General features: G+C 50.6%; 22 protein-coding genes. 6 read left to right on the forward strand and 16 right to left on the reverse strand.

Annotated elements, in window-relative coordinates; all coding sequences use genetic code 11:
• Positions 1–122 precede the first annotated feature (122 nt).
• The 7 genes from KK083_RS14355 to KK083_RS14380 form a co-directional block, all read right to left on the reverse strand.
• Complete coding sequence (locus KK083_RS14355) at positions 123–1,907, reverse strand: purple acid phosphatase family protein (protein ID WP_254163944.1); 1,785 nt, start codon at positions 1,905–1,907, stop codon at positions 123–125.
• A gap of 507 nt (positions 1,908–2,414) precedes the next feature.
• The gene (locus KK083_RS14360; protein ID WP_254163945.1) at positions 2,415–3,587 is read right to left on the reverse strand and encodes an MFS transporter; all 1,173 of its coding nucleotides are present in this window, start codon (positions 3,585–3,587) and stop codon (positions 2,415–2,417) included.
• Between the two features lie 226 nt (positions 3,588–3,813).
• Positions 3,814–4,107 carry a hypothetical protein gene (locus KK083_RS14365; protein WP_254163946.1) on the reverse strand — a complete coding sequence of 98 codons (294 nt, stop codon included), beginning with the start codon at positions 4,105–4,107 and terminating at the stop codon, positions 3,814–3,816.
• Between the two features lie 9 nt (positions 4,108–4,116).
• Positions 4,117–5,223, reverse strand: coding sequence for a FecR family protein (locus KK083_RS14370; protein WP_254163947.1), 1,107 nt, complete (start codon positions 5,221–5,223; stop codon positions 4,117–4,119).
• 12 nt (positions 5,224–5,235) lie between these two features.
• The gene (locus KK083_RS32530; protein ID WP_262899530.1) at positions 5,236–5,358 is read right to left on the reverse strand and encodes a hypothetical protein; all 123 of its coding nucleotides are present in this window, start codon (positions 5,356–5,358) and stop codon (positions 5,236–5,238) included.
• Positions 5,359–5,448: 90 nt separating this feature from the next.
• Entirely contained in the window at positions 5,449–6,012 is a 564-nt protein-coding gene (locus tag KK083_RS14375) for an RNA polymerase sigma-70 factor (protein ID WP_254163948.1), read from the reverse strand.
• Positions 6,013–6,417: 405 nt separating this feature from the next.
• On the reverse strand, positions 6,418–6,666 hold the full coding sequence (locus KK083_RS14380) for a hypothetical protein (RefSeq protein ID WP_254163949.1): 249 nt from the start codon (positions 6,664–6,666) through the stop codon (positions 6,418–6,420).
• 126 nt (positions 6,667–6,792) lie between these two features.
• Here KK083_RS14380 and KK083_RS14385 point away from each other — a divergent pair, with 126 nt between their 5' ends.
• The gene (locus KK083_RS14385; RefSeq protein WP_317195229.1) at positions 6,793–7,692 is read left to right on the forward strand and encodes an SMP-30/gluconolactonase/LRE family protein; all 900 of its coding nucleotides are present in this window, start codon (positions 6,793–6,795) and stop codon (positions 7,690–7,692) included.
• 74 nt (positions 7,693–7,766) lie between these two features.
• On the opposite strand, the gene KK083_RS14390 is transcribed toward KK083_RS14385, so the two are convergent.
• The 8 genes from KK083_RS14390 to KK083_RS14425 all read right to left on the reverse strand — a co-directional run bounded on the left by KK083_RS14390 (position 7,767) and on the right by KK083_RS14425 (position 16,890).
• On the reverse strand, positions 7,767–8,936 hold the full coding sequence (locus KK083_RS14390) for a sensor histidine kinase (protein ID WP_254163950.1): 1,170 nt from the start codon (positions 8,934–8,936) through the stop codon (positions 7,767–7,769).
• A gap of 9 nt (positions 8,937–8,945) precedes the next feature.
• Complete coding sequence (locus KK083_RS14395; protein ID WP_254163951.1) at positions 8,946–9,767, reverse strand: CheR family methyltransferase; 822 nt, start codon at positions 9,765–9,767, stop codon at positions 8,946–8,948.
• Between the two features lie 8 nt (positions 9,768–9,775).
• On the reverse strand, positions 9,776–13,228 hold the full coding sequence (locus KK083_RS14400; protein ID WP_254163952.1) for a response regulator: 3,453 nt from the start codon (positions 13,226–13,228) through the stop codon (positions 9,776–9,778).
• 293 nt (positions 13,229–13,521) lie between these two features.
• Positions 13,522–13,848: a DMT family transporter gene (locus KK083_RS14405; RefSeq protein WP_254163953.1), complete on the reverse strand. Its 327-nt coding sequence runs from the start codon at positions 13,846–13,848 to the stop codon at positions 13,522–13,524.
• Between the two features lie 218 nt (positions 13,849–14,066).
• Entirely contained in the window at positions 14,067–14,633 is a 567-nt protein-coding gene (locus KK083_RS14410; RefSeq protein ID WP_254163954.1) for a Crp/Fnr family transcriptional regulator, read from the reverse strand.
• 364 nt (positions 14,634–14,997) lie between these two features.
• On the reverse strand, positions 14,998–15,138 hold the full coding sequence (locus tag KK083_RS14415; RefSeq protein ID WP_254163955.1) for a hypothetical protein: 141 nt from the start codon (positions 15,136–15,138) through the stop codon (positions 14,998–15,000).
• Positions 15,139–15,549: 411 nt separating this feature from the next.
• Positions 15,550–15,906, reverse strand: a complete 357-nt coding sequence (locus KK083_RS14420) for a hypothetical protein (RefSeq protein WP_254163956.1) — start codon at positions 15,904–15,906, stop codon at positions 15,550–15,552.
• Positions 15,907–16,137: 231 nt separating this feature from the next.
• Positions 16,138–16,890: a LytR/AlgR family response regulator transcription factor gene (locus tag KK083_RS14425; protein ID WP_254163957.1), complete on the reverse strand. Its 753-nt coding sequence runs from the start codon at positions 16,888–16,890 to the stop codon at positions 16,138–16,140.
• Between the two features lie 435 nt (positions 16,891–17,325).
• On the opposite strand from KK083_RS14425, the gene KK083_RS14430 reads away from it, so the two are divergent.
• Positions 17,326–18,681 carry a histidine kinase gene (locus KK083_RS14430; protein ID WP_254163958.1) on the forward strand — a complete coding sequence of 452 codons (1,356 nt, stop codon included), beginning with the start codon at positions 17,326–17,328 and terminating at the stop codon, positions 18,679–18,681.
• Positions 18,682–18,858: 177 nt separating this feature from the next.
• Here KK083_RS14430 and KK083_RS14435 read toward each other — a convergent pair whose 3' ends face one another.
• On the reverse strand, positions 18,859–19,677 hold the full coding sequence (locus KK083_RS14435) for an alpha/beta hydrolase (RefSeq protein ID WP_254163959.1): 819 nt from the start codon (positions 19,675–19,677) through the stop codon (positions 18,859–18,861).
• A gap of 260 nt (positions 19,678–19,937) precedes the next feature.
• On the opposite strand from KK083_RS14435, the gene KK083_RS14440 reads away from it, so the two are divergent.
• The 4 genes from KK083_RS14440 to KK083_RS14455 are packed head-to-tail and all read left to right on the forward strand — an operon-like array spanning position 19,938 to position 24,029.
• Positions 19,938–20,867: an ATP-binding cassette domain-containing protein gene (locus KK083_RS14440; RefSeq protein ID WP_254163960.1), complete on the forward strand. Its 930-nt coding sequence runs from the start codon at positions 19,938–19,940 to the stop codon at positions 20,865–20,867.
• A gap of 2 nt (positions 20,868–20,869) precedes the next feature.
• Entirely contained in the window at positions 20,870–21,592 is a 723-nt protein-coding gene (locus KK083_RS14445; RefSeq protein ID WP_254163961.1) for an ABC transporter permease subunit, read from the forward strand.
• 15 nt (positions 21,593–21,607) lie between these two features.
• Positions 21,608–23,107 (forward strand): GldG family protein, encoded by a 1,500-nt coding sequence (locus tag KK083_RS14450; protein WP_254163962.1) that lies wholly within the window; start codon positions 21,608–21,610, stop codon positions 23,105–23,107.
• Positions 23,094–24,029, forward strand: coding sequence for a DUF4340 domain-containing protein (locus KK083_RS14455; protein WP_254163963.1), 936 nt, complete (start codon positions 23,094–23,096; stop codon positions 24,027–24,029). The genes KK083_RS14450 and KK083_RS14455 overlap by 14 nt, the downstream gene beginning before the upstream one ends.
• Positions 24,030–24,031: the final 2 nt, after the last annotated feature.

The following is a 24,031-nucleotide window of genomic DNA, read 5'->3' on the forward strand; positions in this document are numbered from 1 at the left end:
CTGAAATTCGTAATTTGAAATGCCAGCGTAAAAAGGAACGCGCGCGTCATTCTTATCATCGCTACAGCCTTCTGCTGTATAAATTCTCTGAATGACGGATTACGGAAGGGCCGGAGTGAAAACTATTTCTTTATCACAAACTCATCCCTCAGCACTCCGAGATGATCGAAAGTTCTGCTCTTCAAAACTTTTCCATCGATCTGAACATGCTGATAAAAATACCCTTCTGCGAACTGCTTCGCTGCGTATGGCTCTTCCGTGATGTGCTCGTGCCTGGATGGAATTGAGATGGAGATGTTATAGACAGTGCCCTGTGCGAAAGAACCTACCGGCTTGCCGGCAAACATGGGTCGCGAACGCATGTAGTAATGGATATGTCCTCCCATGACAATGTCAACATGATACTTATCAAAAAGCGGTACCCATGCCTGCTGGATCTCAGGATAAGGTTCTTCAAAATTGTAAGGCGGAAAATGGAACATCACAAACTTCCAGGTGGCCTTGCTGGTGGAAAGCTTTTCTTCGATCCAGGCGGTGTGGTCCGCCACGTCGAAGGTGGCGTCGATCATGAGAAACAAAGCATCGCCGTACGTGAAGGCATAACTGGATTCCGGTGCTACACCAGCCGGGGCGTTGCGGGGCAGGCTGAAGAGGTCGTAGTACATTTGTGCACCCAGGCCATCCTGGCGGTCGTGATTACCCGGCACAGGCATCCAGGGTTTGGTGGCAAAGGTCGGCGCTCCATACGCAAACAGCTTGTCCCAGTCGTCACGGTTCAGGCCCGTGGACACAAGGTCACCCGCAATGGAATAGAAGGCTGCATCGGGATGGCTTTTGCTGGCCGTGGCAACAAGTCTGCCTGAATCAGGGAAACAATGTGTATCGCCCAGCCAGACAAACGAGAAACTTTTCTGATCCTCAGGTTCGGTCTGAAAAGTATAGACGTCAGACCATCCGTTATCCATAGCTGATCCCGCCTGGTAAAAATATTGGGTTCCAGGCGTTAACCCCCTGAGCTGCGCTGTGAAACGTTTGATGTAACGGTCATTCATCAGCATGCGGTCTTCAAGTACGATAGCCGATGCGTTGATGCTTACTGTATCCGTATGCTTGTTCCAGTAACGTACTGTTCCTGCTGGTGTGGCACTATCGGCCCTCCATTGGATGTCTACGCCGGTATGGGGTGAGTCGCTCCACGTGAGCATGACCTGATCAGGTTTTTTGCCTGAAGGGAAAGGTGTCTTCCGGAAAGCGTTGATCACATGTGCTTCCCTGGCACGGCCGCGTACCGTGGTGAACAAATGTTGCCCGGTCATCCGCTGAGGGATCGCTGTGAGCGTGAGGTCTGACCAGTCATGATAAGTGAAGGCACCTTCGCGCATGGGCACGATATCGTATTCAGGATAAACGTCTGTGATGTGGAGTGAGTCGCCATTGTTCTGCGCACCCACGGCAATGAAATACACGGGGCGGTGTTTGTCAAAGCCGTTGATGCCCAGCTCGACAATTCCTGCATCGTATTGCTTTTGCCAGACTTCGTAGGTGTATTCTTCATTTTTGACGAGCTGATCCGTTTTTACAAAACCGGCATCCTTTAACCAGAAGGGGATCGTTTGCTGGTCCTGATGACGCATGAGCGAGACCACCACCGGAACGTTCACCACAAAGTGCTGGTACCGTGTGGCGAGCACCTGCTTCTCTTCGTCTGTAAGAAAATTCAGTATGAAGGCATCATCAATGCTATCGTATTGCTCCGGCGGCACGGTGGCATAGAGGCGTGTGATCACCTCGTCCATCACTTGTTTTACGGTTGATGTGCCGGGCGTTTCATGATCGCGCTTACACGCAAAACAACAGGCAAGAACAAGGAGAGCAAAAAAAGCGCGGCGGTAGATGAGCTGTATCATGGAATATAAAAAATAAGGGGCGGTGTTTTCAAGCCGTCCCTTAAGCCAAATTTAACCCCAAACCCTTGCAGGTAAATCCGGAGAACTGCCTGCGAACAGGCCGTTCGTTGTATCAAAGGTATAACACCCGCTACGAAGCACGTGAAGTTTTTGCGTCTATGAGTGCTGAAAAAACGAAAATCGGAACCTCTCACTCGCACAGGCGAGCACACCAGCACATTCCCAATGACGTACGCTCAGGAGGCTCCTATGGAGCCAAAATGCAGAACCAACTTTCCATTTTTCTATAGGCAGGGAGCTCCATCCGGAGCTAAATGCATTTCACTCCGGTAGGAGTGTTCTGTCTATAGAAAACGGATTAATTTTACCCTCCCGGCTCCATAGGAGCCTCCTGAATTCGTTTCTTTGTAATGCAAGCAATGCAAACAAACGCACACATCATTCTTATCATCGCTACAGATTCTGTTGGATAAATTGTCAGGATGAACGTCTTTCGGAAGGTACGCTCTACCCGATCAACTTCGCTTTCGAGGTGAGCAGCGTGATGCAAAATCCCAGCACAGCAATTAATGCAAAAGAATATTTCAGGTTGGCGGTTTCGGCGATCCATCCGATCATGGGCGGGCCGAGCAAAAAACCGAGGAAGCTCACAGACGATACAGCGGCGAGCGCCATCCCCGCGGGCATACTTCCGGAACGCCCTGCCGCGGCATATACCAGCGGCACCACAGACGAGACACCAAAACCCACCAGCAAAAATCCGATGGTGGCCGTGACCAGTGAAGGGAATGCTACAGCGATTCCCAACCCCGATGCGATCAGGATGCCGCTGATCTGCAGCGTACGTTTCCTGCCGATCCGGTTGGTCACATAATCGCCGATGAACCTTCCGCCGGCCATGGTGCTCATGAAGGCCGTGAAGCCAAGGGGAACAAGCACTGCGGGAGGTTGAACGATCTTCTGAAAGTATACGCCGCTCCAGTCGAACATAGCGCCTTCAGAGGCCATTCCGAAAAAACCGATGAGCCCCAGTTGTAACAGGAGCTTGTCGGGCTTCACAAAAACCGGCTGCGACGCCGGTGCTTTACTCGCCGCGAAAAGATTTTTCTGAAAGAGCACTATCAGCACGAACACAAGCAAGGTCATGATGTAAAAGTGGACCGGCAACGTTATGCCTATGGAAATAAGGCCCAGCGCGATGGCCGCACCTGTAAAACCGGCAAGGCTCCAGGCGCCGTGAAAGGACGCCATGATAGACCTGCCATAGGAGCTCTCGACCAGCACCGCCTGGGTGTTAACCGAAATATTCACCAGGTTGGCAGCAAGCCCGAAAACGAAAAGTGTGATCACCAGCTGAAGCACGGTCGACACCATTCCGAGCATCGAGAGTGTGGCGGCATAGAGGATCAACCCTGCGATCACCATCACCTTACTGCCGAAGCGGGTCACCATCCATCCGGATATCGGAAGACTGGCCATCAGCCCTACAGGCAAGGCAAACAGCACATTGCCGAGCTGCGCATCATTGAGGTGCAGCAGTGTTTTTATGTTGGGGATGCGGCTGGCCCACGAAGAAAAGCAAAGACCGGCCATGAAGAAGAAAGCTGTTACAGATATTCTCGCCCACCGTAACGAGGGCGATGCGGCTGCCGGGCGAGCCTGCGTTTGTTCCGTGATCATAACACAAAACTAAATGCATTTCCCGCAGATGTTGCAGATATGCGCGGATCGTTTCGAAAAAAAAATCGTTTCTTTCTTAACCCTTTGAGGGTTGGCGGGGACATTTATTCAGCACTAACCGTCCGAAAGGCAATCGTTATTTATATATGGCTTCTTAAACCCTCAAAGGGCTGAAGTTTTTTATATAGAAATCTGCGATAATCTGCGGGATCAGCGGGACTGATCTTTACACTTTCAGCATCTGGTTAATGATCTGCGATACGCCGGCATGGTCTCCGGAGCCGAGAAACTGGTCGCGCTCCATCCAGGCATTCTCCATCAATCGTTTGTACTTCAGGCCTTCTTCGTGTTTGTCTTTGGCCATCTTGAGCTTGTAGTTAAGGTCGGCGATGTGGTTGGCCTTGAGGGTGCTGCCGGCGCCTTTGTTGACGTGCTCCTCGATGATCTTTTCGGCAAGACGAATCAGCTGATCAGGATCTGCCGAGAGGTCTGCAGGCGTGAAGTGTGATGATTTTTCCATATAAACTTTTTAGTATACGGAGGTTGCCACCGCTGCTGATTCAATCTCTACCTCTAATGAACGTGTATTTGTAAAAATATCAAATAATCGCTTTTGGAAATTCACCCGTGCACCGGCCTTCACGGTTTCATCGATCTTCAGCCGCACCGTATTCCGGCTGCCGTTAGGCTTGAGATACGTGATCTTCAACACCACATCCCTGTAGTCAGCCAGCGCAGCCTTGCTTGTCACCGTGCCCTCTATCACCGACTGGTTGATGGCGTTTTTTCTCCACGTATAACGCGCGGTGAGATAGGCGGCGGGATCAAGCTTCTCTTTTTCAAATTCAGGATTGGAAGCCCTGCGCCACGCTTCGAAATGTGTGTCGTCGTTTTTAGATCTGGCGGGCTCGCTCCCATTGGCGGAGACGGCTTTTTCGCCGGCCTTCACCGCTACCTTTTGTTCATTGTTCTTGCCTGAGAACTGCACCTCGCCTTCCGATACCGTGAGTGTTACGTCGCTGCCTTGCTGCCTGAGGTTGAAGGCTGTGCCCACCACGGTCACCAATGTGGTTTGTGTTGCCACGGTAAAGGGCGAATGTTTGTCTGGTGTGACCTCGAAAAAAGCTTCACCCTCAAGGCTTGCACGCCTGCCCGCCTGGCCGAAATTTTTCGCATAGGTTAACCTGCTGTTCACATTGAGCCACACCCTGCTGCTGTCGGGTAGGTATATCGTTGCCACGTGATCTCCTGCCGATACCGAGATGTCATCGAGCGATGTTGTTTTGTCTGACGCCAACTGCTGGCGCGTGTCTGGCCATAAGAAATACGTGATCAGTGAAACGAGCACAACGCTGGCCGCAACCTTGAGCGTGGTGGCGCTCATTCCCCAAAGCGAGAATACTTTTTCGGGTTGCTCCATCCGCGACTTCAGCTCGAGCCAAAGCCTGTCGGTCTCATCCACGGGAAGCCTGAGCTTTGCGCCCGAATTCTCCCAGATCCTCGATGCCTCCTCAAAGATCCTTTGATGCTCCGGTGAAGCGTTGATCCACAGCTCAAAGTCATTCCGTTCAGCTGCATCCAGTTGCCCTGAAAGGTAAGCCGCTACCAGTTTTAAACGCTCTTGATCAGATCTCATCAGTTGTTTTATCTATACTTTAACTTTCGCCTGTGCCGGTGGTTGTTTGGCATAGGTAGGACAGGTGTACGTTGAACATGACGCCAGCACTACCGTTACAACGATCGCCAGCAAAACGGTAAATACGTTCTTCATAGTTTTTCAGGTAAGGATTAAAGCTACGTGGGACTATTTTACCCTTATAACCCAAAAATGAGTTAGTACCCCTAAAGACAGCCGTAATTTTCAGGAAAAAAATGAAAAAATGATCAAGGCTACCAGGATGCTGATGGTGAGGAATTCTACGGTGAGGAATGGCCTGAGATCTTCCCTGAGCTTCTCAAGGGCGATGCCCATCTGGTTTTCGACCGTTTTAATGGACAGGTCGAGGGTGTCAGCGATCTCGGAATACTTCAGCCCCTCGTGCCGGCTCAGCAGATAGATAGCCCTGCATTTGGGAGGCAACCGGTCGATGGCACTTCTGACCCTCAGCTCCAGCTCCTTATACCCAAGCTCTTCCGTACCTGAAGACGCCACCAGGTGCTGCAACGGTTCGTCACCCACACGACTGATCTTTTTATTGTAGCGTAGGTGGTTCAGCGCATAATGTGCCGTTGCCTTGAACAAATAGTGTTTGATCTTATCGCCGAAATTCAGCCCTTCCCTGTTCTTCCACAACCGGAGAAACACCTCCTGCACAATGTCCTGCGCCGCATCCTTATCCCTGACGAAGTTATAGGCAAGGTCACACAGGCTTCTATTGTGCTCCCGGAAGATCTTTTCAAAATCTGCTTGAGAAGGCCCCGCCATCTATCTGTATTATGATCATATCCAAAAATAGGATGTTTTGTGTCAAAATGTAGTCATTTTTATCCATTAGGCGAATTAAATGCAAGACTACGGTCGACGGCGACAGTCCACAGCAGCGGTGGTTCCGGTACTCTGAGCAACGCATGCGCGATGAGTGGTGGGCGCGAAGAGGATTTCGGCTGTGGACTTATGTTGTAACATGAGATTTGCTTGTTGGTGAAGAACAAGGGCGCGGTGAGCTTGTTGGTGAGCTTGTTGGTGAAGAACACCAACAAGGATGCAGTGAGGGGTACGAGGGACGAAGTACGAGGTACGTGCTTTCGCGACCGCCAAGGCTTCAACCGAGCGCCCCGTACTTCGTACCTCGTATTTCGTACTTCTTCAGGGCCGCGAACACGAAAGATTTTACGAAGCGCCTCCTACGTTGGCCTGACGTAGCTGCCTGATCTTCCTGTAAAAGATGATGATGTAGGTAAAACAGAAAATGATGGAAATGAAGTCGGGCACATGGTAGACGAGAAGGTTCCAGAGGGTATCCGTCTGTGGTGTTTTGAAGCCCAGCTCCAGCACGAACGAAAAAAGCCTGAGCTGTGTAACGTAGCAGGCGATCAGGATACCTGCAAAATAAATCAATCCTTTAACCTTAGTTTTCATTCCTGTTTTTTATAAACGATGCCTCCTGGCACCAAAGCCCGGCGTTGTAATAACACGCAACCCCCAAAGACCCCCTAAACGATGTAAGAAATTTTATTATCCGTTGAAAGTTTCTAAGTTCGGGATATGCTAAACAGGATCTTTTCTGCCGGTTTTACGGCTTTTTTTCTTTTCTTCGGTGCTTCTATGACTCGCGCCCAATCCGACCTCTTTGCCCCCGGCACCCAACCTCAGCTGGTCTCCAACCAGTTCAGCTTCACTGAAGGCCCTGCCGCTGACAAAAAGGGAGATATCTATTTCACAGATCAGCCCAACAACAGGATCTGGAAATACGATACGGAAGGAAAGCTCACGCTCTTCATGGAAGGCGCGGGCCGGTCCAACGGAATGTACTTCGACAGGAAAGGCAACCTGCTCTCCTGTGCCGACGAAGAGAACCAGCTCTGGAGCATCAGTCGTGACAAAAAAATCACGGTGCTGCTGAGAGATCTCAACGGCGAAAACCTGAACGGCCCCAACGACCTGTGGGCACATCCGCGCGGCGGCATTTATTTCACCGACCCGTTGTACCCGCGACCCTGGTGGAAACCCGGACTGCAACACGTGAAAGATGAAAACGTCTACTACCTGCCCGAGGGAAAACATCAACCCATTGTGGTGGACAGCGATATTGAAAAACCCAACGGCATCATCGGAACACCTGATGGCAAATACCTTTTTGTGGCCGATATCAAAGGCAACAAAACCTATCAGTACGAGATCAAAAAAGACGGCACGTTGCAAAACCGCCGGCTGTTCGCCGAACAAGGCTCTGACGGCATGACGCTTGACGAACGGGGCAATCTTTACCTCACGGGAAAGGGTGTAACGGTCTATGATAAGTCCGGCAAAAAGATCGCTCATATCGACGTACCCGCCAACTGGACCGCCAATGTATGCTTCGGCGGCAAACACCTCAATAAACTGTTTATCACAGCATCTGAATCCGTTTTTGTAATGGAGATGCTGGTGAAAGGTATCCGGTAAATTGGTAAGCGGTATTCGGTAACCGATAATCGGTTTTGAACACCAGTTACTGATCACTGATTACCAATTACCAATTACTGATTACTGATCACTGGTAGGGAGAAGTAGAACGTAGCACCCTCACTCACTTTTCCTTCGGCCCAAACACGGCCGCCATGGCGGTTCACGATGCGCTGTACGAGCGCGAGGCCAACGCCGGTGCCTTCAAAATCTTCGGCCTTGTGCAGGCGTTGAAAGACACCGAACAGTTTGTGCACGTATTCCATGTTGAAACCACTGCCATTGTCTTTGATATAAAAGATGATCTCATTGTCTTCCTTGTGCGAGCCGATCTCCACCACAGGTCTTTCTTTTTTTGCCGAGTATTTGATGGCGTTCGAGATCAGGTTTACCCACACCTGGTTGAGCAGTGAATAGTCGGCATAGGCGGGCATCAGCGAATTGATCTTCACCTCCGCGCTGTGCCTGGTGGAAGCGCTGATCTGCTGGAGTGTGCTCTTCACAATTTTTTCTGTATTCACTTCCGATTTCTGCAGCTCCTGTTTTCCCAGCCGGGAGAACTCGAGCAGGTCGTCGATCAGTGAATTCATGCGCACAGCATTTTGCTGGATCGTGCCGAGTACCTGCTTTGCATCCTCGTTCAGCTTATCGGCATGATCCTCTTCCAGCACCTGCGCGTATCCGAGTATCGACCTGAGGGGCGCGCGCAGATCGTGCGACACCGAGTAAGAGAACGATTCAAGCTCCTTGTTTGCGGCCTCGAGCTGCTGCAGATTCTGCTGCAGGTTGGCGTTGAGAAGTTTGATCTGCGCTTCGGCTTTTTCGAGCGAGGTATTTTTCTCGATGAGCTGTTTCTTCTGGATCTGGATCTTCAGCAGCACCGATACCTTCGCCTTGGTGAGCTCCGGGTCAAGGGGTTTAGAAAGGTAATCTACAGCACCTTCCTCGAAACCTTTCATCACCGAGCTTCGCTCCTTCTTCTCGGCCGAAGCAAAGATGATGGGAATGTCTTTGGTGCGTTTGTTCGACTGGAGGATCTGCGCCACCTCGAATCCGTCCATCTCCGGCATCTGAACATCCAGCAGGATCAGGTCTATCTCATGATCCAACGCCAGCTTCAAACCGAGCTTGCCATCGGTAGCCTGCAAAAATGTACGTCCAGGCTTCTCCAGCAATTTTTCCAGCGCGTAGATATTCGCTTCCCGGTCATCAATGATCAGTATCGTCACCTTTTCATGCTCCATCCGTTATGCTCATTTAATCTTCATGTAGATCTTTTGTATTCCGTCTATTTTTTCGAAGTGGTCTTTCCTGCCGGAGAAAAGAAGCGACTCTTTATCGCCCAGGCCCAGGAACCCGAACGTGCACAAGCTCTCGTCGAAAAGATTGATCACCTTGCTCTGAAGCTGCTGATTGAAGTACATCAATACATTTCTGCAGATGATGAACTGAAACTCATTGAATGACTGGTCTGTCACCAGGTTGTGAGGTGAAAAAACAACGTTGTTGCGAAGGGTTTTATCGAACAACGCGGCGTTGTATTTGGCGGTGTAATAGTCTGAAAAAGATCCTTTGCCACCGGCGAGCTGGTAGTTATTGGTGTATACGCGCATGTGCTCCAGGCTGTACATTCCCTCTTTCGCTGCCATCAGCGATTTCTGGTTGATGTCTGTGGCGTAAATGATGGTGCGGTCCAGCAGTCCTTCCTCTTTCAGCAATATGGCCATGGAGTAGATCTCCTGTCCTGTGGCGCATCCCGCTATCCAGAGCCTGATCACCGGGTAGGTGGCAAGACGGGCCGTCACCTTTTCACGGATCTCTTTATAAAAAGCCGGGTCTCGGAACATCTCGGTCACTGTTACCGACATCTCCTGCACGAACTCCTCGAAGATACCTTCATCGTCAAGGATCACGGCCTGAAGCTCATCGCAGCTACCGATCCGCCTGCCATTCATGAAATGGGTGATCCTTCTTTTCACTGAAGATTCTGCATACTCCGTGAAGTCGTACCCATACTGATGGTAGATCGAATCGAGCAGTTTCCTGTAATCGTCGTTACCGATATCGCCCTTCATCTAACTGATCAACTATTATTCGAATAAAGCCAAACACGCATCAAAGAAAGCAGCTGCGCCATGTTCACAGGTTTGGAGACGTAATCAGACATCCCCACCGACAGGCATTTTTCCTTATCGCCTTTCATCGCCTTTGCCGTGAGCGCAATGATGGGGAGCTTCCTGAACGCTTCGATCTTGCGGATCTCCACCGTTGTTTCAAATCCATCCATCACCGGCATCATGATATCCATCAGCACCAGGTCTACCGACGGATTTTTGTTCAACATCTCGATGGCGGTCTTTCCGTTCTCCGCCGTTAGGCAACGGATGCCCTCCTCCTCCAGCGCATTGGTCAGCGAATAGATATTTCTGATGTCGTCGTCCACCAGCAAAATGGTCTTATCTTTTAAAACTTCGTCTGACCGGTGCAGCTTGCGGATAATGGTCTGCTTTTCTTTGGGCAGCTTCGACTCCACACGATGTAAGAACAGGATGGTTTCGTCCAGCAGGCGCTCATGCGAGTTCACGGTCTTCAGCACCACGGTGTCGGCCAGCTTGCCCAGTCTTGTGTTATCTTCCTTCTCCAGGTCCTTGCCTGTGTAGACGATGATAGGAATTTTGTTGAGCTTTTCGTTTGCCCTGATCTTCTCCAGCAGCTCGAAGCCCGACATATCCGGCAATCCCAGATCGACAATGATACAATCGAATGATTCCGACACCAGGATCTCCTGCGCTTCATTGCCCGAGTAAGCTGAAAAGGATTTAACGTCACCGTTGCCGATCAGCTCACGAATGGCCTTGTTCTGCTGCCTGTCATCCTCCACGATCAGCAGCTTCTTCAACTTCTTGCTCTTGAACGCTTCGATCTTGTCAAAGGCTTTCTGCAGGTCTACGGACGATACAGGTTTCTTCATGTAGTCGAATGCGCCCAGGGCCAGCGTTTCTTTTTTTCGGTCGTGAGCCGAGATGATCTGCACGGGAATATGGCGCAACTCAGGGTCGTTCTTTATTTGACTCAGCACCTGCGATCCATCCATCACGGGAAGCTTCATGTCCAGCAGGATGGCATCGGGTTTATAGTGGCGGGCAAAGCTGATGCCGGTATTGCCTTGTGACGCGATCACGCCTTTATATCTCCGCTCTCTCACCAGGCTGAGCAGCACCTTGGCAAAGGTCTCGTCGTCTTCGATGATCAGGATCACCCTGTCGTTCTCCTGGATATTGCTGCGGTCATCGATCACGTTGACGTCATACGATTTCACATGGGCCCTGGGCGGCTCGGCATGGACTTCTTTTTTCTTCACTTCCACCTGCTTCTCGGACAGGCTTACCGTGCCCGGGTCAAATTTCACCGGAAGGTACAGCGTGAAGGTGCTGCCTTTTCCTTCTTCGCTTGACAGGTGGATCTCGCCGCCCAGCGCATAGGCCAGCTCACGGCTGATGGACAACCCGAGTCCTGTGCCGCCATATTGTCTTTTGGTAGAGCCGTCGGCCTGCTGAAACGCCTCGAAGATGATCTCCCTTTTGTCTTTCGGGATGCCGATGCCCGTATCGGATACTGAAAAAGAGATCACACTTGCGGCCGTATTGAGGCTCTTGTTCCTGAAAACCACATCTGACAACGGCCTGTCCACACGTACGGTAATGGCGCCGCCTTTCGGTGTGAACTTGAAAGCGTTCGACAGCAGGTTCCGGAGGATCTGGTCAACCCGCTGCCGGTCTGTGGCCATCACAGCAGGAACATCACTGGAATTGAATTGGATGTTGAAGCCGATGGATTTGTTCCTGGCCACTTCAGTGAACATGGACGCGAGCCCTTCGGCGATCTGCGCGGTCTCCACTTCTTCGATCTCCAGCTGCATTTTTCCGGATTCAACCTTGGAGAGGTCGAGGATCTCGTTGATCAGGTTCAGCAGGTCATTACCGGAGTTATGGATGTTACGCGCATATTCGATCTCCTTCTCACCCAGTGTATCGTTTTTGTTTTCGGAAAGCAATTGCGCCAGAATGAGGATGCTGTTGAGGGGCGTACGAAGCTCGTGCGACATATTGGCGAGGAACTCCGATTTGTATTTGCTGGTGATCTCGATCTCCCTGGCCTTTAGCTCGATCTCGTTTTTCGCGCTTTCGAGCTTCTCTTTCTGCTCCTCCAGCAGGTTGGCCTTTTCCTCGAGCTCGATGTTTTGCTGCTGAAGCTCTTCCTGCTGCACAATGAGCTCGGCTTCCGATTTTTCGAGCAGCTCGGTCTTGCCATGCAGCTCTTCGTTCACCTGCCGAAGCTCATATTGTTGTGCTTCCATCTCTTCGGCCTGGCGTTGTGTTTCTTCCAGCAGCGCTTTGGCCTCTTCACGTACCTGCGACGATACGATGGCTATCGCGATGCTGTCGGATACAAGGTTCACATATTCTTTATCACGCGCTGAAAAATCGCCCAGGCTGCCCAGCTCTGCCACACCCACCACCCTGTCTTCGAAGATGAACGGCACCGTTAAGATCTGCCGTGGCCGCACCTGGCCGAACGTTGTGCTCACATTAAAATAATGTGGCTTGATATCATGCAGCAGGATCACCTGTCTTTCCGCTGCCGCCTGGCCCACGGTTCCTTCACCGAACTGGACCGTTGTAAGTTCTTTTTTGCCCATGGCGTGCGAGCCGATGAGCTTCAGGCTCATGCCGTTTTTCTCTGCGCTGTAAACAGCGCCGATCGGGATATCGAGGTGTGTAACGAGGTGGTTGATGATGGCCCTGCCCAGCTCGGGAAGCTCCTTGTTTCCCTGCATGCTTTTCACCAGGTCACTGCTGGCCGCCAGGCTCTGGTTCCTGGCAAGGGCTTCCGATTCAGCCCTGCGCAGTGCCCGGAGGTTGGTGCGGATGATGGCGTAAACGATCACCAGCACACCCACAATGATCAGCAGCAGCACAACGAAGAGTAGTGTAAAACGCCTGGCGTCTTCATCGGCCACTTGTTTTCGCGTAAGCAGCAGACCTTGCTCGATCTGCTTTGAGTTGCCAATGGTTGCTCTGATGTCGTTCAGCATCCTTCGGCTCTCTCCTGTTGCGATCAGCGCGACGGCCTTGGCAAGATCCTGTCTTCTGTAAGCAATACAAAGGTTCAGGTGCTCAACATGGTTTTTGATCAGGTCTTCAAGCGCATGCAGGATCTTTTGCTGGGCTGCATTGTCGCTCGTCAGTCTTTTTGCTTTATCGAGATGATCGGTGAGATTCAAACGCGAATTGCTGTACGGCGCCAGGTAGTCTTCCTGGCCGGTGATCACGAAGCCCCTCGCTCCTGTTTCCGCCTCCACCGCATACACCATGATCTGCTCCAGCTCATACAACACTTCCTGTGTATGATTCACCATGTTGTTGTTATTCAGGAACCGCTCGCTGTTCTGGAATGAAATGATGGCCACAAACAACAGCACGAAAGAACAGAGGATAAAACCTGATAATATTTTTTTATCAAGCGTAAACTTCATAAGGTTTTTATTTATGCGCTGCAGCGTTAACGTTATGGCTACATCTGAATTGCTGATGAATATATCATCAAATTCAATACTTTACAACCCTGCGAAACCGGGGCGCGACTTTGAATAGGCTTTTTTTAAAGTTAACCAAAGGCGGCTTATTCTCCAATTATAAAGATATGAGATTTGAGATGTGAGACGTGAGATTTGAGACCCGGTAGCCATGGGGATGACACTTGAGACTGGGCCGGTATAATCTCAAATCTCATCCCGATAGCTATCGGAACTAATATCTCATATCTAATTTAGTGTGAGACAGCTTTGAGGCCGATCACCGAGCTGATCAGGGTCACCAGGAAAAGCACCCTTAAAAAAGAGACGGGTTCTTTAAAGAAAAAAACCCCTACCAGTACGGTGCCCGCCGCGCCGATGCCCGTCCACACCGCATAGGCTGTTCCGATGGGCAGTGTTTGTGTGGCCTTATATAGCAGGTACATGCTCGCCACGAGGCATAAGAAAAATCCAGTAAACCACAGCGTGGCCGTTGTGCCCGCTGTTTCTCTCGCCTTACCCAGGCAGGTGGCAAAACCTACTTCAAAAAGTCCTGCAATGATGAGCATGATCCAGTCCATGTCGTGTTGTGTTTTCTAAGTTGATGTTCCTGCAGATCACGCTGCTGTACGCAGATAAGGCATAATTGAGTCTTTGTTTACCTGCGATCCCGATAACTTCCGGAGCTGCGGAATCTGCAACTGCAAGTTTCGCAATAAACGGAAGCAAACCTTTAACATATGTTAAAAAAACTCAGGGGTTCTCTGACCTGAGCCCCAGCTATTGCCGGATCCCGGGCTCAGTTATTCTCTGATCTGATCCTGCTTAACGTGACTTGCGTGATGCCCAGGTAGGAAGCAATGTGCCCCAGCTGAACACGTTGAACCAGCTGCGGATGCGCTTTGAGCAGCTCGTGGTACCGCTCGGACGCCGTTCTGAACTGCCTGGAGATGAAGAGTTTTTCGGTGCGGATCAGCTCGCGTTCGGCAAGCTTTCTCCCCCAGTTGGCGATCTCGAGGTCTGAGCGAAACAAGGCCTGCAATACTGTATTATCGATGCTATACAACACCGCATCTTCGAGCAGCGCTACATTCTCATACCCGGGTTCGTTGTTAACGTAGCTGTTATACGAGAAGATCACATCGCCTTCGAAGCCGAACCAGAATGTGATCTCTTTTTCGGCATCGTAACAGTAAGCCCGCGCAATGCCTTTCTCCAAAAAATAAATGCTGGTCTCGATCCTGTTAGCCTGAAAAAGCACGTGGCCCCGGGGCAGCTCCACCTTGGTTAACCGGCCGGCAATTTTATTGAATGAAGCCTCCGAAAGCGGGTAAAGGTCTCTTATTCTCTTTTGTATGTTCTCCATCGTATCGGACAGTTACAACAGGCAGCTCCGCGGTGCTCTAAAGGATAAAAATTGCCAGCAATGCCCAATTTGGTAAAAAGGCGGGGTTGCGGCAACAACGCTATTCCGTGCGCGCAACCGGAAGGGTATTGGAGCTTTGTTCGGAGCCATGAGAAAGACCGGAAATAAAAAAAGCAACTGTGTCCGTCTAACACAATTGCTTTGGCTATTGTTGAACTTACCCATTTTTGAAAACAGGAAAGATCTCTACAAAAATAAGCATGTTTTGTCGCTCTTGCTTAGTAAATTTTTACCATTTTTTTATAGTATATAAGTACTATCGATTATAGTAAAAAACTACTATAACCTTTTTCAATAAAAAGGTTCAAAGAACAATTATTACCGTAAGGGAAACGAGGATACCAAAGACCACAACGATCGAGACTACTGTCCATACAACGCCCCGCATTTCCTCATGCGTTGCCTCCTCCTCATCGTCATACACTTCATTCTCTACTTTGTTCATAGGGGTCTACCAATTATAGCTTGAACTTCAGTGATTCCTTAACGCATTCTCTTTCCTGTTATTATAATTTTAATAACGCCTAAAACTCCTCCCAGGATTATCAGAAATACAACTCCTTCCAGTGTCGCTTCACTTACCACTAAGGGTTTACCGGCCCGGGGAGCGCCTGTCGCAAGCGCAATAACAAATAACGTCAGTAAGGCGGTGAGGGTTCTCATTTGTTGCGTGAATAAACCGACGGGCCAGCTAAGATATAAAAAAGATCACACTGCACGGCCAATAGTGTATAAGTGGGGAGCATGGTTTAATAACTGGTATGGCCGCTACCACCTTGTCGCTACTCCTTTTTTGCGATGCCGGGGGATATACGCACAAATTCAGGACGTGAAATGGGGGAACTGATTCCGGTGATCAGAGACCGGTTTTCAGGGAGCTTGCTTGTTGCGGGATGAGCACGTGCACCATGATCTCTCCTTTGCTGAGCACGGAGAAATGCAGTTTTCCCTTCAGCTTCGATACAGTTTCCTTCACTTTTTGCAGCATCACAAATTCACCCATGCGCGCAGGCCCGGGGTCGTTGTAATTGATAGCATCAATCGTTTCTTTTTGCTCGTCACTGATCGCCAGGCCGCTGATCCTGATCTCGAATTCAACAAATTCGTCATCAGACAGGCCTCTGAAGCCTGTTTCGAACTGCACAGTTCCTGGAAAATGCTCGTAAAAGAAAGACTTGATGTCGAGCAGCAAAGTCAGGATCAGTTTCTCCATTATCTAATCGCTATGATATATAGAATAAATAGAATAGCCGTTGTCGATAAGGTCCCCCGAAGGGAAAAGAATACTTGCATTGTCCTGTAGTACTAAAACGATCCGTGATTTGTTAAGTTTAGCGTTCTCATCGGTCAGTTGCTACTGCAAGTTCGCCAGAAGAAAAATTCGTCATGTAAGAGGAGGTCATTGCTGTATAACCGGGCCATGAAGGTATGTACGCGATGTCTTTCACGACCGGTATCCGATGCGGTCAAGGAACGATTCTTTTTTCCGGCGCGACACATCGATGGTGGCATCGTCTGTCATTACAACGTATCCGCCATCACCCTTGACGTAGTTCTTGACATGGTTGAGGTTGATCAGGTAGGAATGGTGGATCCGGAAAAAATCGTGCTCAAACAACAGGTCATCATATTCCTTCAGCTGCCGGCACACCAGGTATTTGGTGCCACCGGTCATGAAGATCTCTGTATAGTTGCCCGATGCCTTGCAGTATGTGATCTGCGACACGCTGATAAACGTGAGTCCCTCCGCTGTCGGCAACGCAAGCTTGTAACTTTCTTTATTGGAAACCTTCAGGTTCTGGAGCAGGTGCTGCATCCGGAAGGCGATGTTGGCATTTTGTTTCCGCTCTACTTTGGCGATGGCGTTCCTGAGATCTTCGATGTCAACCGGTTTCAGCAGGTAGTCGATCGCGGAGAACTTGATCGCCTGCAGCGCATATTCGGCGTGCGCCGTTGTAAAGATCACTTCGAAATCTACCCGCTTGAATTTGGTGAGCAGGTCAAAGCCGGTCTCTCCCTGCATCTGTACATCGAGGAACACGATATCGGGTCTGAACCTGTAAATGGCCTCCATACCTTCCGTGATGTTCTGACAGGTTGCATTTACTTCAGTTGCCTCGGGGCAATAAGTGAGCAGTAGCTTCTTGAGGCTCTCCCTGCTTTTGAGTTCATCGTCGATAATTATGCTTTTGAGCATCAGACTCCCGGGATAATTTTGGCCTGAATTTAATAATATACGGCTGAAATTGCGACAAATCTCCAGCCCGGGTTTGTTAAACATATAATTTAATCTTACACTTGATGTATAGTATTTTTTATGATCAACCGATATTATCTCTGATAACGAATGCGGTGGGTCAAAAAGGAATAAGAAGTTTCAACATACATTCATTTACGCACAGTGTTCAGGCAGCTTTTTGCCCCCACCGAAGAGCCTGAGGAGCGAAGATCAATTTTAACACAAGTAAAGTATAATATTTACAATCGCTGCGCTGTTATCTTTTATGATAATCAAAAAAACCAGCCACCGGATACGGCCAATGGAAACATTTTTTAATCTTGCGGGTTGTTCGGCTTTTGTCTTGGGCGTGCTACCCTGCACCTTATAAACCTTTGAGGAATGTGATCAATCATGGATACTCCGAACAGAACTGATGCTTATTTTTTCGCGCTGGACAGGAACTGGTGTTTTACTTTTGTCAGCATCAAGGCCGGCAGGGTCATGAAACGTGACCCGCTGAAGCTGATCGGCAAACACATCTGGACCGAATTTCCCGAAGCAGTAACCACCCGGTTTCACGAAGCGTACAGCGAAGCCTACACCCGGCAGCAGTTCACATTCGTTGAGGAATATTATCCTCAGCTGGGCGGCTGGTTCGAGAACTTCATTTATCCATCTCCCGGCGGACTGGCTGTCTACGGAAACGAGACCACGGAGAAAAAGACCGCAGAAAAAAAGTTGAGACAGGCTCATACCGGCCTCCGGGCAGCCGTAGATCACACGGAAGTATTTGTCTGGGCGATCGACCGCGAGTTCAGGCTGATAACATTCAACAAAGCTTTCGAGCGATATGTGAGGAAGTGGTATAAGATCCAGGTCAGGGAAGGCATCAATCTTTTTGAGCAGCTGCTGAAAGAAGAAACATTAATGCTGCTCGCCCCCTGGAACGACAGCCTTACGCGGGCACTTTCCGGAGAAACGCTTACCGTGAGCTTAGAGCGGTTCGGCAATGATTATCAATGCCTGCTCACCCCCATTACAGAAGGCCATAAGATCACGGGTGTCAGCGTATTCTGTTATAACGCCGCGGAAAGCAAGGCCCGGGAGCGCGAGCTGGCCGAAGCCAACAAGCAGATCGAAGACCTGAAAATGATGGCGCTCCGTTCTGTCATGAACCCACACTTTATCTTCAGCACGCTGAACTCCATCCAGTATTACATCGTCGAGAACGATCGTATCAACGCGGTGAACTATCTCTCGGCTTTTTCGAAGCTCATCCGCGGCATCCTCAACAACGCCGTACAAAACAAGGTGCTGCTTTCCGACGAGCTTGAGATGCTGAAGCTGTACGTAAGCCTCGAGCTGATGCGATTCGAAAACAAATTCGATTTTATACTGGAGTTCGACAAGAGCCTCGATGCCGACTGTATCGAGATCCCTTCCATGCTCATCCAGCCTTTTGTAGAGAACGCCATTATCCACGGACTGGCCAATAAAACCGAGCGGGGAACGCTGAAGATCTCCGTGAAGCATACCGATGGAAAAATCCTGTTCGAGATCGACGACGACGGCATCGGCAGGGAAGCGTCTATGAATTTCCAGGACCTGCACGTCAAGAAACACAAATCACTGGGCATTGCACTAACGCAGGAGCGCCTGAAGCTGATCACCACACTTGATGACGTTTCCTTCGAGATCATCGATAAAGAGAATGATGGAAGGCCCGCCGGTACCACTGTTAAGATCTGGCTTCAGACCAATATTTAACTGGTGGCTTTAAATGTATATCCGGGATCGAGACAACGGGCAAATCGCCATAACTTGCTATTCCACAAGGTTAAAGGCAGCCGCCTAAATCCTTTTTATGAATTGGGTTGATTAATCCCCGGAAGACGTCCGGGGATTATTTGTTTATGGATAGATGTGAGACGTGAGTCCCGATACCTACTTGCCGGCGAAGAAGCTTTGAAAAAATACCAGGTGATACTTCAGGGAGCTGTTCCAGTACTGGGCGTTATGACCGCCGGGCATTTCGATATAAACGTGAGGTATGCTGTTCGACAAAAGCTTCTGGCGCATATTGCGATTCACTTCCAGGAAAAAATCATCGAGGCCACAATCGAAGATGATCTTCATTGACCTTCCCTTCAACGCTTCCACCATATTGATCACCGTGTTCTTCTCCCAGTTCTCCCGCTGCGACGTGTAAGGTCCCAATCTTTTGGCGAGGTCCCAGTTATTGGGGAAAGGCCTGATATCCACACCACCGCTCGTGCTACCGGCGGCGCCCCATACTTCAGGGTTCCGGATGGCGAGGTACAAGGCACCATGCCCACCCATGCTCAGGCCCATGATGGCGCGGCCACGTTTATCGTTGATGACGCGGTAACGTTGGCCGATCACGCTCACCAACTCCTTTGCCACATACGTTTCATATTGCATCGATTTGTCAACGGGGCTATCGAAGTACCAGCTTGTGTTGCCACCGTCGGGGCAAACGAGGACCATATCAAACTGGTCGGCGTATCGCTGCAGGGCCGGCTCTATGTCCAGCCATTGTTTGAAGCTTCCATACGCGCCATGAAGCATGTACAACACGGGCAGTCTTTCGGTGCGCTGATCATAGTTGGTTGGTGTTACTACCAGGTTGGGCAACGTTTTATTCATGGCCGCGCTGGTGACCCTTACGGTATCGATCTTCGCGTATGATGCGGTGATGATGATGAGCTGGGCAACGATCAGCAAGCACAGTTTTCTATACATGGACGTTTTGATTTCCGATCAAGATAAAATAAAAAAATGCGAACTGACAAAAATTCAATTTACGCTGACAATAATTATCCGGACCGGGTCGGGGCGCTGTGACAGAAAGGCGCTGCCGCGATGATTTTTATTTTTTTTGAAAAACTTTTTATTTTGCCGGCATCAAAAAAACCAGCTGGCATATTCATTGCCGGGCTGCAAAAAATTAAACTTTTATTATAGATCAATAGTCAGTGGTGAACACGACTAAAGCTTGAGCTATGAACATTCAGATCGAAAATTTATCGAAACGGTACGGATCGCAGACCGCCGTGGATAACATCTCGTTCGAGGTTAAGACGGGAGAGATCCTGGGATTTTTAGGACCCAACGGTGCGGGTAAAAGCACCTCCATGAAAATGATCACCGGCTACCTGGGCATCGGTGAAGGCGACATCCTGATCGGCGGACGCTCCGTACGCCAGCACGGCGATGCGCTGAAAAGACACATCGGTTATCTCCCAGAAAACAACCCGCTTTACCTTGATATGGCCGTGATGGACTATCTGCATTTTTGCGCGGCGCTGCAGGGGGTTGAAAGCAGTTCCATACCGGAGCGGATCCGGACCATGGTACGTCTGTGCGGTCTCAATGCCGAGAAGCACAAAAAGATCGGCGAGCTTTCGAAGGGCTACCGGCAGCGGGTGGGCCTGGCGCAGGCCATGATCCACGATCCTGAGATTCTGATCCTGGACGAGCCAACCACGGGGCTGGACCCGAACCAGATCGTGGAGATCCGCAAGCTGATCCGCGAGCTCGGCAAGGAAAAAACGGTGATCCTCAGCACGCACATCCTGCCGGAAGTGGAAGCCACATGTGACCGCATCCTGATCATCAACAAAGGAAAGATCGTGGCCAATGGCACAGCAGATACGCTGCGCAGGCAGGCAACGGGAAGTGAGCTGCTCCGCGTCCGGATCGAAGATGGCGCTCCGCAGGAGATCATCGCCGCCCTGCTTGCACTTCCCTCCGCTGACAGGGCCATCGCTACGGACGCGACAACAAACCGCTTCGAGGTAGAAAGCAAACCCGGGCAATCGTCGAGCCGCGAGATATTCAGGCTCTGCGTTGAAAAAGGATGGGTGCTCAGCGAGCTGATCCCCGTCGAGACGCGACTGGAAGATATTTTCAGAAACCTAACCATGAACTGACCATGCACGCAACCTGGATCATAACAAAACGCGAACTGGGTTCTTTTTTCGACTCCCTCATCGCGTACATCATGCTTACGCTCTTCCTGGGCTTCAGCGGATTTTTTACGTGGCTCCTGGGAGCCGATATTTTTTTAACCGGACAGGCCAGCCTCGAATCATTTTTTAACGTGGCCTTCTGGACCCTTTTCTTTTTTATCCCGGCATTGACCATGCGTTTGCTGGCCGAAGAAAAGAAGACCGGCACCATCGAGCTCCTGCTGACCAAAGCTGTCACAGACCGCCAGGTGGTGGTCGGCAAATTCCTTTCCACGCTGCTGCTGGTGGCCATCGGGCTTGCCTTCACGCTGCCCTATGTGATCACCATCTCCAGCATCGGTAACCTGGATCTCGGCCAGGTGCTGTGTGGGTACCTGGGCCTGCTCCTGATGAGCGCCATGTACACGAGCATCGGGCTCTATGCCAGCAGCATCACCAGTAACCAGATCGTGGCATTTCTCGCGGCGTTGCTGATCGGCATTTTCTTCCACGTCATCTTCGGCATGCTGGCCCAGCAACTCACCGGCTGGCCCGGGCTGGTATTCGAGACCCTGAGCCTCACCAGTCACTTCGACAGCATCTCACGTGGCGTGGTCGATACGCGGGACGTACTTTACTTTTTATCCATCATCATCATCGGCCTGCTGCTGGCCGAGCTTTCCCTGACCAGAAGAAACACAGAATAACCGGATCGCAAAGCCATGAAATCGAAATTTTATACAACCACCGCATTGATCATCGGCATCGTTATCGTGATCAACCTGCTGGCCAACGAATACCACCTCCGGCTCGACCTGACAGAAGACAGGCAATACACCCTCAGCCAGGCCACGAAAGATATCATCGAAAGCCTCGAGGAACCTGTTACGGTGAAGGCGTATTTTTCGAAAGACCTTCCACCCAATATCGCGAAAACACGTCAGGACTTTCAGGACCTGCTGGTGGAATATGCCAACCGGTCAGACGGGCAGATCCTGTATGAATTTATCAACCCCAACGAAAAAGAAGCCTATGAACGCGAAGCCTCTGAAAAAGGCGTGCGGCCAGTGCTGATCAACGTGCGGGAGAAAGATCAGATGAAACAACAGAAAGCGTTTCTCGGCGCTTCGGTGCAGCTTGGTGACAAGACGGAAGTGATCCCTCTGATCCAGCCGGGGGCGGCCATGGAATACGCGCTGTCAACCGCGCTCAAAAAGATCTCGATCGATAACAAACCGGTGATCGGTTTCATCCAGGGGCATGGCGAAGCCCCCCTGGCCGAGATGCCGGAGGCCAGCCAACAGCTCAGCGTACTTTATAATATTCGGGAGATCGCGCTTACCGATTCAACGGATCTGCCAGACAGCATCCGGACCCTGGCGCTCATTCGCCCTACCGATAGCATTCCGGCATCACAACTGCAAAAGCTCGATGCCTTCCTGGAGAAAGGCGGAAGCCTGCTCGTAGCCCTGAATAATGTGCAGGCCGACTTCCGTTCCATGTATGGCGTGGCGTCGCACACTGGTTTGAGCGCATGGCTGCAAAAGAAAGGTGTTGACGTAAAGCACAACTTCATTGCCGACGCACAATGCGGGTCCGTCTCGGTACCCCAGCAGTTCGGCGCCTTTACCATTCAGGCCAGTGTCTCCTTTCCGTATGTGCCTGTGATCGGCACCTTCGCTGAACATCCCGTTACTTCAGGCCTGGAAAGTGTCATGCTCGAGTTTGCCAGTGAGGTTCGCCCGACGGCCGACTCGACCGTTAAGGTCACACCCATCGCCTTTTCTTCAGCGTTGTCAACCACGTCGCCCGCGCCGCAGTTCTTCGACATCAATAAAGAATGGAGTGAAGATGATTTTCAGCAGAAGAATATCCCTGTGGCCGCTGCCGTGGAAGGCAACTTCAGGATGGTGGTGATCGGCGACGGCGATTTCGCAGTTAACGGAGCTTATCAGCAGCAGCGCAGGCTTCAGCCCGACAACGTGAACCTGCTTTCCAACGCGGTAGACTGGCTCTCAGACGACACGGGCCTCATCGACCTGCGCACCAAGGGAGCTGTCTCCCGCCCCATCAAAGAGCTTGACGACACCACTAAAACGATCCTCAAATACACCAATTTCCTGTTGCCCATCCTGCTGGTGATCGGTTATGGCATCGTCAGGGCACAACAGAACCGGATGAAGAGATCTAAACGAATGAACGAGAACTATGAAATGGCTTAACAACAAAGTCCTGATCGCAACGCTGCTGGTGCTGGTGGCAGTCTTTGTATTAACAAAACTTTTCCGCTCACCGGCGCGGGAACGGAACCTGGACGAAGATCTGCTGAGAATCGATACCACCGGCATCACGGAAGTAAGGCTGTATCCAGTCAGCGACAAACGAAAAGAGATCAAATTGGTAAAGGACGGAAAAAGCTGGAAGGCTGTGCAGCAGCAGGTGTCTGGTGCCGCTGACATCAATGCTGTAACCAACCTGCTCCGCACCCTGGCTTCGCTCAGACCCGAGCGTATGGTATCGCGAAAAAAAGAAAAATGGGACACCTATAAAACTGGCGATACCACGGGAACCAACGTGACGATCTTCCGCGGAGGCAATGAAGAACGCAGCCTGGTGATCGGAAAAGAAAGCGGTGGGCACACTTATCTGCGCCGCAATGGTGAAGACGAAGTGTATGCAACCAACGGATATTTAAGCGAGGTATTCAACAAACCTTTCAGCAACTGGCGCGATGGATCCTTTCTCAGGTTGAACACCGGCCAGGTGACGAAGATCAGCTTCCACTATCCCGCTGATAGCGGCTTCGTAGCAGAGAAAAAGAACAAAGTATGGATGATCGGCAACGAACGCGCCGACTCGGTTGTCATTGGCGACTACCTGGGCAAACTCCGATCCAGGGACCTTTCCACTTTTGCAGACGATTTTTCGGCCTCCACCGATCCGGATGTTACTGTTACAATAGAAGGCAATGCCATGACCCTGGCCACCATCAAAGGATGGCGACGATCTTTCTACCAGTGGGTGCTCGCCTCGAGCCTCCAGCCGGACGTATATTTTCTGGATGAAGGCCCTCTAGTGGCGAAAGAACTGTTTGCAGGCAAAGAGAAATTGCTGGAGAAAAGAACACCCGCGCATAAAAAATAATA

The organism is Chryseosolibacter histidinae, assembly GCF_018598225.1.
GTDB lineage: Bacteria > Bacteroidota > Bacteroidia > Cytophagales > Cyclobacteriaceae > Chryseosolibacter > Chryseosolibacter histidini.